The sequence below is a fragment of the Prevotella sp. HJM029 genome (assembly GCF_000599605.1).
Classification (GTDB): Bacteria; Bacteroidota; Bacteroidia; order Bacteroidales; family Bacteroidaceae; genus Prevotella.
This window is the reverse complement of record NZ_AZHT01000015.1, coordinates 13,668-26,900: the sequence shown is the minus strand read 5'-3', so window position 1 is coordinate 26,900 and position 13,233 is coordinate 13,668. Positions and strand designations below refer to the sequence as shown.

Below are 13,233 nucleotides of genomic sequence, written 5' to 3'. Positions count from 1 at the left end.
ACAGGAAGAATACCCTATAAGGGTGCATGGAGTGAGTCATAGATGGAACTCACTCCATACTAAAAGATATCTTTTTAGTGTGTATTATGCAGCATTATTGATGCAAAACAAGCATACTTTGTGCATCAATTAATACGTGATTACCTTCCACGGTTCCTAAACCTGTTTCATTGATTTCTCCATCACAGGCTGCAATCGTATAACGACCTTGGGGAATATGAACGTCACGTGCCTCGTTATTGGCATTGAATATCACAATGATATTCTTCCAAGTGTCACCGCCAGCATGGCCTGATAGCATGAATCCAACAAGGTTAGGCTGTGTCGGTAGGAATGATAAATGCTGGCGTATTAAGTCGGCATTGCCCAAACGAAAGGCAGGATGGTGATGACGTAGAGCGATGAGCCGCTGATAATAATTGAATACTTGTGGATAGCGCTGCAGGTTTTGCCAAGGTAGTGCATTGATTTCAATGGGCGAATTATAGCTGTTATGCACACCTTGCTTATCGCGCAGCATCTCTTCACCACTTAATATGAAAGGTATTCCCTGTGAAAGCATCACAACACTTTGCGCCAAGCAATCGAGGCGCACGAGCATTTCGGGTGTAAGGTTTGATACAGATGCGCGCAGACGGTCGACTAAGCACATGTCATCATGGCAGCTTACATAGCTGATGAACTGCATAGGATTGTTGTTCCACGGCAGATAATCACCTCCCACCTGTTGCATATTGACCTGCGGATGAGCTATGCCGCCCACAATACCAAACTTGATACGCTCTTCTGCACCAGGTAATCCTGCGAGGAAAGCCCCTTGCTTGTCGTCATAGAATGGACCACGCAATCCGTCGCGTAGCTCATCACTGAATGCAGCTATGCCCGGCATTTGCTTCATGTGAGCCTTGATTGCGAGTAGATGAGATGGATAAGCACATTGTCCTGCGCTCCATCCTTCACCATAGATGAACATAGTTGGGTCGATTTTATCTAAAGCTGCACGTATTTTGTTCATGGTAGTGATGTCGTGTACGCCCATTAAATCAAAGCGAAAACCATCAATATGATATTCTTTTACCCAATAGTTTACACTTTCAATCATGAATGCTTGCATCAAAGATTTCTCTGAAGCTGTTTCGTTGCCACATCCAGAACCATTAGAATAGGTGCCATCAGCATGTTTGCGATAATAATAATCAGGGTAGGTGCGTTGGAAGTTGCTGTTTTGAATATCTGCAGTATGGTTATAGACCACATCTAAGATGACGCGAATACCCGCACGATGTAGTGCCTGTACCATTTGTTTGAATTCCTTGATGCGCGTGGCAGGCTCATAAGCATTGGTGGCATAACTCCCTTCTGGAACATTGTAATTCTGCGGATCGTAGCCCCAGTTGTATGCTGGGAACTGGGGTTTCGTCTCGTCGATAGAGGCGAAATCAAAGCTCGGAAGCAAATGTACTGCTGTCACCCCGAGCTGCTTTAGGTGGGCAATTGCCGTGGAGTCTGTTACGCCGAGGAACTTATCGGGATAACGATTGTGGGGCATATTATGGGTGAAGTCGCGTACATGCAGTTCATAAATCACTTGATCCGCAGTTGAGGTGAGTGCTGGTCGGCTATCGTTCTCCCATCCATCAGGATTGGTAGTTGTCATGTCGATGATGGCAGCACGCTTACCATTCACGCCAACAGCCTTAGCAAATACGCCAGGTGTCTCTCCATGTCCAATATCAAAGGTATAGAACTTCCCTTGCAAATTGCGTGAAAGTGTCAGTCTCCACAAATTTTTCCCTACCGCCTTCATTTTGAATTGTTGTAGAGGCTTCCCTCCTTCGCCTGCAGCATAGAGTCGTAGTGTTGGTTGCTGTGGTGTATGTAATGTGAAGATGCTTTGATGAGGTTGGTAAATAAGCTCATCAAAGAAGTGCTGTGCTTGTGCTGTTTGTAAGATGATGGTGGTTAGTAAGACCACCAATAAACGTCTGATATGCATTGTCTGAAGTAGGAATAAAATGGTGTTGTTGTATTCAAAATAATCTGTTATGCGTATGAAGTGCTTTTGAAAGGTCCTTTTTTGCGCATGTTTGAGATGGAGAATGCTAATCAGTATGATAACATTTAATAGCGTCCAGATTGTAGAATGAGTTCTGAAATATTTTCTTTGAAGTCATCGTTATGTAGTAAATCTTCAAGGTTTACGTGCATACGATATCGCCAGTAATGTTGAGGGTTGGATGGAACATTAATGCGTTCGGCAGCACTATCGGGTAAGCGGAGTTTCTCGTCGATAGCCATCCAGTCTTGTATTGATAGCACACATAGCATGCTTGAACTATCCAATTGGTGTGAGAGGATATCACGTGCTAACCAACCAGGTAGTGGATGGGGTGCTGCTCCACCGCGATAAAGCATGGCATTATAATAGCATTGCGCACGTGTAGTATCTTCATCCCACCACTGTCTCAATGTAGGCATGTCGTGGGTTGATGGTGTACAAACCGACCGATAGGGGACATTGTGCAAGTTGGTGAATTGAGTGTTGGTTGCTTTTGGCATGCTTTGTACTTCTAAGCTTAAGATACGCAATTGCTGCATTACCCAAGATACGCAAGTTGGAACCATTCCTAAGTCTTCAGCACAGACGAGCATATGCGTTGCCTCAATGAGCTTTGGTAGCTTTTTCATAGCTTCACGGTACCAGAATTGATTGTTGCGTTGATAAAAGTAATCGTTATACAATCGGTTGAAGCAGTTTTTATGGTGCTCGGAAAGAGCCTCATAAGTGAATGTCGTATGTGCAATGATGCGTGGATGGAATAGTTTGTTGTCTTGCTTATCGTTTAGGAAAAGCACATTGTTGAGCAGTGTGTAAAGGCCATTGCGCAGCATGTAATCTTGTGAAGTATGCTTGTTAGCAAAAGCTGTTGCTACTTTCTGCTGTGTATCGAACTGTGGTTTTAATGTATAAATATCGTCATGTAGATGCACCAAATAGTGCTCTTTGACGTAGGAAGCTTGTGCATGGAACACACGCTCTATCATCTGGTTGTTAATGAAAGGGCACGCAAATTGCTGCTCAGAGAAAGTTATACCATAGGATTCAATCTCTTGTTGGGTGAGTCCTAATGCGGGTGAGAATTGCCCAAGAAGGCCTTGCGTCGCAGAAACAGGGATTTCCCATATGCGAAAAAAGCCTAAGACATGGTCGATACGATAAGCATCAAAGTAGCAACTCATGTGTTTTAATCGTTTTATCCACCATGTGTACCCATCCTGTTGCAGCTGTTTCCAATTATAGGTAGGGAATCCCCAGTTCTGTCCTTCGATAGCAAAATCATCTGGTGGTGCACCTGCTTGTCCATCTAAGTTGAAGAAATGGGGTGTAGTCCATACGTCACAGCCTAATCGATTAACGCCTATGGGGATGTCGCCTTTGAGCACAATGCCATGTTTGCGTGCTGTAATATGTGCGGCTTCCATCTGTCGGTGTAAGATATATTGCACATAATAGAAGAAGGCAACATGTAGATATTCCTTTGTTCCAGGCGTGCTCAATGGTAATCTGTCTACCTCATTCCACTGTGAATGTCCTTTCCATTGCATAAAATTGGCTGTACCCAGCTTGTCGCGCAAGTAAGAATAATAGGCATAAGGCACGAGCCATTCTTGCGATGCTTGGAAAAATGTTTTGAAGTCATCACTCTTCAGAGTAGCCTCTCCTTCCTGTTGATAGATTGCTTTAAGATAAGTCATCTTGGCTTCATTCACACGTTCATAATCAATCTCAGGAAGGACGTTAAGTGTTTTTTGTAATTGAGCAAAGTGTTTGCGTTGCTGTATATCGTTTAATGGTGGCAGGTCATTGAGATTAACATATTGTGGATGGAGTGCGAAAACACTGATACAGCTATAAGGATAGGAGTCATGCCATGAATGTGTGGTGGTAGTATCGTTGATGGGTAGCAGTTGAATAACACGCTGATGCGTAGTAGCGGCCCACTCAATAAGTAGTTTTAAATCGCCAAAATCGCCCACCCCGAAGCTTTGTTTGGTGCGCAATGAAAATAATGGTACGAGCGTTCCTGCCACACGATGGTTGTCTATGGCAAAAAAGGCTTGCGAAAGGTCATAGACCAAGACCTCTCCTTTCTTCATCTTCGGTAGGTGAAGTGTGCGATTGGAGCCTGTTTCCCAAAGCAATTCCCGTGGATTATTTTGCTGTACGGCAATAAACTTGAAAGCGAGCTGGTCGGTATCCAGCATATCTGCATTTAAATCTACGACCCATTCGTTGCGTTGATGCTCATACATAGGCAATGCTTTGAAAGCATCCCATGCACCTAACACTTTGGATTCACCTGTTAAACAGAGGCGCTCATTACTGCGTAGTTGCGGTGCACGCACTATCAATCGCACCGTCTTTTCAAATGGAAGGGCTGGCAAAGGGGTGAGGTGACGGGGCTCAAAGCAAGAAGTGAAAGCAGCACTATAAAGGTAGGTATCTTCGGGTATCACTGCCCATTGGTTGTAAATGGCATAGCTGTCGCCTTTGATAGCTGTCAAATCTAAACGATGTGGTAGGGTCTTCCATTCTGTTGGTGGCATCTCTCCTCCGTCATCCACACTATAATAATAAGTGAGATGTGTACCCCATGTGAATGAGGTGTCATCACATTCATACCACCAATCTTTTCCATTATGTGAGGACATCCTATACACCCGATCCCTTGTTTCATCATTATCGGTTTGCACTGTAAGATGAATTAATAGCTCCTCACCGATAGTTGTTACATAGTTGACATTGAAAAATAGTCGCATAAAAAGGGTCTGTTATTGTTTGTAAAAATAATAAAGTATGAAAGGATATCCGTAGGGCGGCTTTAAAATTTTAAACTTAATTCCATTTGGGATAGGAATGCAATATGCATCTCGTACCATAGCGATTACTGCATGATAACAGTTCCGTCTGGATTCACTTTCATATGTTTTGGCTTCTGTACGGGCTGTTGTGGTGCTTTGGGGGACTTTGTATGCAAAGAGCCATGCTTGGTAACAGTCTTTTTCTTTCCTTTAGTGGGATTTTGAGATGCATATAAAGCCGAGTAGGGTATAAACTTCTCATCGATAGTCGTTTGGGCTTCTGAAGAATCATCGGTAGGATCTAATTGACGCAAGGCTGTATAATAAATACCATCTATGGCGTAAGTGGTGTCTGCAATACATTGTCCATTGACATAACGTCCACTATAGGAAAGTTTACCTTTTCCATTATAAGTGTATTGCATGCCATCCCGCTGTCCATGTCGATAGCATTCGCGCTTATAGAGATATGGTGTGCCCTTTGCATTGCACTTATCATAGTAGGTAAGCTGTTGTCCATGTAACACTCCTGCAGTATAAAATCCATGGAAAAAAGGTTTCCCACTTTCAAAATAGCTAATCATCTCTCCCTCTAATTGACCATTTTTGTAGTGCGTAATTTCGTAAGTGCGCCCCGTTTTGTAATAGCGTCGCCATTCACCCACCTTACAATCATCGATAGTATCAATGAACCCCTCTTCTCGAAGCTGCCCATTCGCATAATAATCGGTATAACGTTTTTGGGCTTGTGCCTTGGCTATTCCGCTGAAACATAGGCCGCATAGTAATGCTATGCTATGTAGCATTGTGCAAACTTTTCTTGTGGTGTGCTTCATTCTTCTGCGTCAGTCAATGTGTAATTGGTGCGCAATCCCTCTCTCATCGTTACAGTGCCTTCGTAAATATCCAAGCGCACAAAACGTGATTCTGCATCACTATCCTTCTCCCAATTATATTGTGATAGCCATAATGCTTTGCCATCGTAAACCGCATATGCGCTCACTTGGCAATGTGGGATGGCCTTTGTCCAAATAATTCCACCCGAATTATCGCGCAATTGAAATACTACGTTAGCATTTTCGCCCATGATAGGATTGTATTTTAAGAGTAGGAAATGCGAATTGTAGTACATGATTATGGCATTAAAGCCTATAAACCAGTTACCAATGGGTTGCGGATTATGGATGCGATTGCCTGGACGCGATTTATAAAATCCATCAAATACCCAGAAATCATAGAACTCGTTGGGGTCGCCAGGAAAGTAAGTTATAGGCACTCGCCATAGTCTTAGGTTACCATTCCCCACCTGTCCGCCCTCATTTTCCTTATGCTCTAACATGAATAGCACTTGCTTTTCCTTCTTACCTTCTAATTCGTTTTCGTTTAAACGTTGTGCATAAGTGAAAGCTTCTTCAGTGTATAAACGATTGGATTGTGGGAAGTAGTAGTACTTCTCTGAAAGATTATTTACAATCAAAAAGCCTTTACCTTCATTATAATTCAAGGGACTTATTCTTGCAATACCAGTCGTTAGTGCTTTTTTCTCTTGTATTAACGTCAGTGTAAGGTCGTTGAGAAGCAGTTTGTCCGTATTTACTTCGTAGAGCCATTGGTTATCAAAAGTGATGAGATAACGGTTGGGCGAAGAGAGTTGTAACATCGATGACGATGGAGATGAGAATATTTCTCTCTTGTTTGCATCTTTGCGTGTCGCTAATTGATGTTCGACAAGGACTTTACCTGTTTCACAATCTTTAAACCCATAGTATATACCTTCTTTTGCATCGCGTTCCTCTTCGTCATAACCTTCATTGTAACTTCGATTTACAATATAAAAACATGTGGCTTTGTTTTTACATAAGATAATCGTGTTGAACAGGATATTATCGTCGACCTCTATTGCCGTTTTGTTTGCAACTTTTGGTATGTGTCTGCTTTCAAAGATGGGCATGATTATAATCAGGAAGAGGACAACGAGGGGAATGCCCACAATCAGTGCTACCTTTTTCAATACATCTGGGCGCAGGCTATCAAAAGATGTCGATCGTGGGGCATCAAAGTGGTGATTAATGTGGATGGTAATATCGTCGTCATCTAAGAAAAACTCGGTGCCACAGCTACGGCATCGGAATCGCTTGTCACCGAGGTCGTCATGTTTCTCGCTACCACATTGTGGGCATTTGATGGGTTTTATCTCTGTAGACATAGCATTCCTATCGTCCTTTTGTGTTGGTTAGAGCCAGAAATAGTACGATTGCTTGGCCGCACGTGAGTACTAAAGTCATGATGAGCCACCAGTTATTGGCCCAAGTTTGTGGCGCAAAGAGACCCGTGAGAAATTCTAAACAGCATACACCTGCAAATAACATTCCTAATGATAAACGATGGGTTGAGGCCATAGGGCGCGTAAATGATGCTAATAAGAGCAGCGTGTTGAGCACGATTGCCATACTTGTGAAAAGCAAGTGCAACCCAGCGTAGCTTGAAATGACTAAGCCAAGTAGTAAATTGGTGAGTAGCACGATGCCCGAAATAATCAGAATGCGTTTCATATTTGTGACAGAATTTCTTGTTTCTTTTGATTGTATTCTTCGTCGTTAATCAGTCCATCGGCATGCCATTGCTTCAATTTTTGCAAGCGCATCCCTGCATCACCTTCCTGAATGGGTGCAGCATCTTTCTTCTCTCGTATGTCAGAAAAGACATCTTTACCCAATTGTGCTCCAGCACTCAGCTGTAATCCTGCACCAGCTAATCCGCCTTCATTGCTGGCAGCATCGCGTAAAGCAGCTAATTTTTGCACGCCCACGTAATCTAAATCAACCTCCTGTGCAGCCTGTTTCTCGGCAGTCATATTGGCAATTTTATTGATTCGTGTTAGTGTTTCGTTGTCGAATGTGGTGGCATCTATGCGAAAATCGGTAAGCGTTAGGCCTAACCGCATAAGCTCTTCGGCGGTGCGTTCTTTCAATACGAAAGAAATCTCAAGCAAATGGCTGTCAATCTCGGTATAGGAGAAGGCTTTAGCTGCGAGATAAGAGGTAAGGGGTGCCACGATTCTTGATGATACTAAGCGTTGCACATCTTGTGCAGTATAATCGCTCACGGTGCCTAATAGTGTGCTAAACATGGTTGCTGCATCAGCAATCTGGACAGAAAAATTACCACAAGCCCCCAGGGCTATGGGGAAATGGTAATGAGGTTCTTCGTATTTCACGGGCGAGGCAGTGCCCCATAGCACATTCACGAGCTCTGCCGTTCGAAAGAAATAAAACCTCATTTTGTGTTCACTTTCAGCCTGTTGTGCCACATTGAGCAGTGTTGTAATAAAAGGATGATTGTCTGTTTGCAATGGATAGATACCCGGCTCCGTTAGCGTATCCATTACTTTGCCATCATAAACAATCAAGCATCCTTGCCCAGGTGCGACAATTAATTTACTAGCATTTTTAATTTCATTTGTGGGAGTGTCCAACTGATGGAACAAAATGTTCATATTCTGTTCTTTCCATTCAATCACCAGTCGAAGCTGTTTTCTAAACAAATTTCTGATGTTCATAGCTGTCTTGTTGGTTTTTTGTCGCTCCTTCATGTCAGCGATATGGCTACAAAGGTATATATTTATTTGAAGAAAGCAAGCAAATACGTGCACTTTCTCTTCGGTGTTGTCTCCTATGTTTATAGCATAATCAACGTATATACTGCGACACATTGGCACCATGCTATTTTGTTTGGTGGACTATAGGTCGTAAAAAAAGTGACCTGTGCACTTGGTACAGGTCACTTTTTACACTTATTATCTTGTGTGGTCACGCTATGGCTGGCGTGATACATGATAATGACAATGTTTAATCCTTAATATACTCAATGCTCATTGGGTTTCCTGTTGTTTTAATAACTGGTCCCCATGTACGTTTTGTCTTTGTGTTGTAGTAATAAAGTCCTGTGGCTTCGTCACTTGAGCAACCGAAAATGATGATGTCGTTATAGCGAGTGACAGCCAAACCATGAGGAACCGACACAGGGATACCTGGGATTGCGGTGATCTTTTTGTGATAAAGGTCGACAGCTACGGCTACAGAAGTCTTTGCTGAATAAGGGTTTGCTGTTACCGATGGATCTAAGGTGTTGCTGGCTACATGGCCATAAGCCATGCCATTACCAGCATATTCGAGGCTCGCAACATAGTCGCCCTTGATGTTGAGGCCTTCGATATTGGTCTGGTCAAGGCGTATGCTGTAGGTGGGATCGATGTCGGTTTCCCCCTTTTTGATACGTGCAAACCCACCATGGAAGCCTGGTACTAAGCCAAATGAACCAATGCAAGCGAAATAGATGTCGCCTTTCTCATCCATGAAGAGTGTTCCACTATCGATGGGACGTGAGGGGAATGCCATGCCGAGTGTTTCGTCTTTGATGTGTTTCTCAATGCGATTGGTCTGGGCATCGACCACAGCAAACTCAAGACTATTCTTTACGGGCATCCATTGTGCATTGAATTGTGAAAGAGCGATGAACACTTTGCCATCGCGCACAATCATGCATGCGGGGCCTACGCGTACTCCTGCACCCGACAGGCTGTTTAAATCGATTTCCCCTGTTTGGCGCATTTGTTTAAAATCAAATACAAGTACCTTACCTAAGTTCTGACATGAGACGTAGGCTATGTGGTCGTTGACTTCAACAACCTGCGAGGCTGCTGCACCAGCAGGTAGCATTAGTTCGCCTTGTTTAGAGAGTTGGTGGTTGTCTTCAACGGCATAGCGTTGCAAAGCCGCACGTGACTCTCCCATGTAGTCGGGGAAGATATAAACGTTTTTGCCTTGCACGGTGAAAGGATTACCGAAGCCAGCAGGCAGCGCATGGGTGTTTCCGAGCGTGACTGCAGCCGTGTCGGTGAGGGTTTGTACATAGCATGCCCCCGACATGCCATTGGGATTGAGCACTGTTGTGGCCAGTACCAGTGTGCCATTTAAATGGTTGGTTAGCACAGGAGGAGTGGGATTGTCGTTCTTTTCGCATGCCACGAGAGCGAAGACGAGTGCCAAAGCACTAAATAAAAAATGTTTCTTCATATATTGAATAGAATAAAAAATAAAATCATCAGAGTGGAGGGCGTTTCGTTAACGCAATAAATAGCGCACCTTTAACGCCACATAGCGTCCAGGAAGAGGGCGATTGAGCTCACTCACCATCTCGCGATTCAACGCATTTTTCATTTTGAGTGTGAAGGTGAGGCGTTGGTTCATGATGCTATGTTCCACGCCAACATCGAAGGTGATGGACGTGGGAATCTTGCGATTTTGAAACACGGTCATCTCAAAATCATAGAAGTATTGATGAATATAGGAAGCATCAACGAGAAAGCGCGTGTTGGAGTGTTTACCAAGGAGTCCTGCCTTGTGACATTCGAAGCCCGCATTCGCCAACAGATAGGGAATGTTAGGGATGCGTTTGTGATAGGTAGGGTTGGGTGCTGTGGAACCAATGAGGAAGGGTTGTGTGTCACGAAGGTTTTGATAACTGGCGTTGGCATAGGCGTAGAGCCAAGAAAGTATGTCGCATTTCATTTCACCTTCGATGCCATAAGTTGTTGTTTCTCCGACATTGGTGTATTGCGCCAGGGTAGGGAGCATGGAAGGTGTATAGCGTATCATGTCGGTGAGATGTGAATAAAATCCGTCAACTTCTACCTCGAGGAAATCACTTTCGCGCAGTGTTTTGCGATAATGCAGACCAAGATTGCCGCCCACCACATGTTCAGGCTTTAAAGTGGGTGAGGGCATGATAGAATAGCCATTGCCTATCAGCTCTTCATTGGAAGGAATGCGCATCTCACTGCTCCACGAAGCCTTGACCATTAATTGTGGTGTGAGGCGATAACGCATCGATTCATTCCAACCAAAAGCCTGCTTGCTCACCCGCACTTTTTCAGGGGTAGACACATACATCGAAGGCAGTTGCTCGGTAGTGGAATGATAGTGGTAATTCCTTAAGGTGAAAGCACTTTGGAAACGGTCATTAAAAAGCACCAAATCATAAGACAATCCCATAGTAATATTGTTCATATAGCTATCGAATTGTGTCCTAAAACCATAGGCTTTATCCATCAGTTCATCTTTAGGGTGAAGTTTTGTAGCATTCTCATAGATATTGAGGTTTACTGAATGGTGAGCATTGATGGTGTAGTTGAGGTTGAGTTTTGCCGTCCAATCGTAACTTTTGTTGTGTCCGTCATAGGGATGCATGCCTGTTTCCCCACCCAAAGGAGATAGTGACGGGCGGCTGTTTCCAAACCAGTCATAGACAAGTTTGGCCTGATCGTTCACGCCATAGCTGCCGAGGTTGAAGGCTGCATCGAAGTCAAAAGCCAGACCATCAATGAAGAATTGTTCGCGTTTGGCTTTTAGGATGGTCGTCAATGATTGTGAATGGCTGAAGGCTTCGCGCACATCTAAGTCTATTCCTTGAAGTTCTTGGTGTGTGTTAGAATAAGTAAATTCGGCTTCAAGCTCGTCAAACCACCATTTTGTGGCTTTAATAGAACCGCCCAGCACGGCTTTTTTGTAAGCATCGTGGTTGCGTCGCACACGCAAATCGCCCAAGTTATGGAGTGTCATGCGGTAGTTGTTGGCCGAGTAAGTGAGGAACCCGCCAATGCCAAATTGTAGTCCAGAGGGTGCATGTGTGCGCTTAAAGACAGTGCTAAGATTGTGGGTGTTGAATGAACCGATTTCGTAGGAGACATCGAAATAGATGGGCGGATATTCCTTGGTTACCACATTCACGGCACCTCCCAATGCACTTCCGCCGAATTTATAGGGGACTATGCCTTTGTAAACCTCAATGCGTTCTATCATGTCAATAGGAATATCGTTGAGTGTAATGAAGTTGCTGATTTGTCCTAAGGCTGTCTCATCGATGAAAAGGCCTAAGCGTTTGCCCTCTAATCCTCGAACAGAGAGCCTTGATGCGCTACCCACACCACCAGTGTTGCGGATGGTTACCCCTGCCACGCGTGCCAATACATCATTCATAGAAGAGGCTGTGCCTTGTAGCTCTTTAGCCGTCATCACTGAAACGGGCATGCCACTCTCACGCAATTTCCGAGCCTCATTACGTCCCGTGATAACAACCTCTTGCAATTGAACGGTTCCATTGGTAAGTTGTTTTTGTTTGTTCAGAGAGTCATTGGCTGCAGTCGGAGCTACAGCTTGTGGTGTTTGTGCGACCATCGCCAGTGATGCCAGAAGCGAAAGCGTGAGTAGAGCAGGTTTACGTTGTAACATATTTGAATTCTCGATAGGTGATAATACTGTTGCAAAAGTAGGTAAAGAACAGCTGGCATGCAATACCTAAAAATAGGTAAAGTGCGGGATTTTAGGGATATGTAGCGAGGGTGGCTTGAACATGTTTTAAAAGGGGGAAGACAAAATGTGGCTTAGGATTGTGCTGGTTTTAGCATTAACCTCCTATGTTTAAAACTTTTTTATTATCTTTGTCCGCAATATTTCATCATAAAAGCATTTAGGATAATGATAGACAAGATTTGGAATGGCGCGGCTTCTTATCGCAAACGTTTAGTTTATGTGTTGTTTGGATGGTTGCTGGCACTACCTATGCATGGGCAGATGCTCTTCTCAGAGAACCTCACGATGAATATTGACAGCACCAAAACTATTCAAGGCTCGTTGCAGCCTGTGCTGGATTTTAAGACGGAGAAGGAGAATGTGTTGACCTTAAAGAATACAGCTAATCTCAACTTGCTGTTGAATCATAGTCGGGTGATTAACTTTATCAACAAGTTAGAGTTCTCTACCTATGGCAAGAAGGTGACGGTGAGTGGAGGTTACGTGCACGCAGAATATCGATACTTGTTGAGCCATGCCTTTGAAGTTTATCCTTGTGTTGAGTCGCAATGGGCTGGTAGCCGTGGCATGACGTTCAAGATTTCGACAGGGCTACAGTCTCGCTATCGTTTAATCAATACCGATCATTGTCTGATGTTTGCTGCAATAGGTGTCTTTTATGAGTTTGAGAAATGGCAATATCCTGATCCTCCAGTAGGAGTTAACGACAATGCCTATAGCCGTAGTGTGAAAAGTCATCTGTCGTTGAGCTTTAAACATTGGATAGGAGAGCATTGGGAACTCACAACGACAGCAATCCATCAAGGCAAGCCCGATAGTTATTTAAAGGCGGCGCGCTTTGGTGGTGCAGTTGATGTGACTTATCATGCTACGCCCACGATAGGCATTCGGGGCACTTATCGTCTTATTTATGACACGCGACCTATTGTGCCTGTGCGCAAAAACTATACTACGGTTGAAGTGGGCTTAGATATAGCTTTCTGAGTTGATGCATGAAAAA

At 43.9% G+C, this 13,233-nt stretch carries 9 protein-coding genes; 1 reads left to right on the top strand and 8 read right to left on the bottom strand.

Going from position 1 to position 13,233, the window contains the following annotated elements; all coding sequences use genetic code 11:
- Nucleotides 1-94: 94 nt before the first annotated feature.
- The 8 genes from pulA to X919_RS0101385 all read right to left on the bottom strand — a co-directional run bounded on the left by pulA (nt 95) and on the right by X919_RS0101385 (nt 12,152).
- Nucleotides 95-1,996, bottom strand: coding sequence for a type I pullulanase (pulA, locus tag X919_RS0101420; protein ID WP_028898716.1), 1,902 nt, complete (start codon nt 1,994-1,996; stop codon nt 95-97).
- Between the two features lie 125 nt (nt 1,997-2,121).
- Nucleotides 2,122-4,821 (bottom strand): 4-alpha-glucanotransferase, encoded by a 2,700-nt coding sequence (locus X919_RS0101415; protein ID WP_028898715.1) that lies wholly within the window; start codon nt 4,819-4,821, stop codon nt 2,122-2,124.
- Nucleotides 4,822-4,946: 125 nt separating this feature from the next.
- Nucleotides 4,947-5,669, bottom strand: a complete 723-nt coding sequence (locus tag X919_RS0101410; RefSeq protein WP_036916668.1) for a toxin-antitoxin system YwqK family antitoxin — start codon at nt 5,667-5,669, stop codon at nt 4,947-4,949.
- Nucleotides 5,670-5,695: 26 nt separating this feature from the next.
- Entirely contained in the window at nt 5,696-7,069 is a 1,374-nt protein-coding gene (locus X919_RS0101405; RefSeq protein ID WP_028898713.1) for a hypothetical protein, read from the bottom strand.
- A 7-nt stretch (nt 7,070-7,076) separates the two neighbouring features.
- On the bottom strand, nt 7,077-7,415 hold the full coding sequence (locus X919_RS15795) for a transporter (protein ID WP_081759391.1): 339 nt from the start codon (nt 7,413-7,415) through the stop codon (nt 7,077-7,079).
- Nucleotides 7,412-8,422 (bottom strand): SPFH domain-containing protein, encoded by a 1,011-nt coding sequence (locus X919_RS0101395; RefSeq protein ID WP_028898711.1) that lies wholly within the window; start codon nt 8,420-8,422, stop codon nt 7,412-7,414. Before X919_RS0101395 ends, X919_RS15795 begins: the two co-directional genes overlap by 4 nt.
- 289 nt (nt 8,423-8,711) lie before the next feature.
- A complete protein-coding gene (locus tag X919_RS0101390; protein ID WP_028898710.1) occupies nt 8,712-9,938 on the bottom strand; it encodes a hypothetical protein in 1,227 nt (408 codons plus the stop codon).
- Between the two features lie 48 nt (nt 9,939-9,986).
- Complete coding sequence (locus X919_RS0101385) at nt 9,987-12,152, bottom strand: TonB-dependent receptor plug domain-containing protein (RefSeq protein WP_081759390.1); 2,166 nt, start codon at nt 12,150-12,152, stop codon at nt 9,987-9,989.
- Between the two features lie 330 nt (nt 12,153-12,482).
- On the opposite strand from X919_RS0101385, the gene X919_RS0101380 reads away from it, so the two are divergent.
- Entirely contained in the window at nt 12,483-13,217 is a 735-nt protein-coding gene (locus X919_RS0101380) for a hypothetical protein (protein WP_253270061.1), read from the top strand.
- Nucleotides 13,218-13,233: the final 16 nt, after the last annotated feature.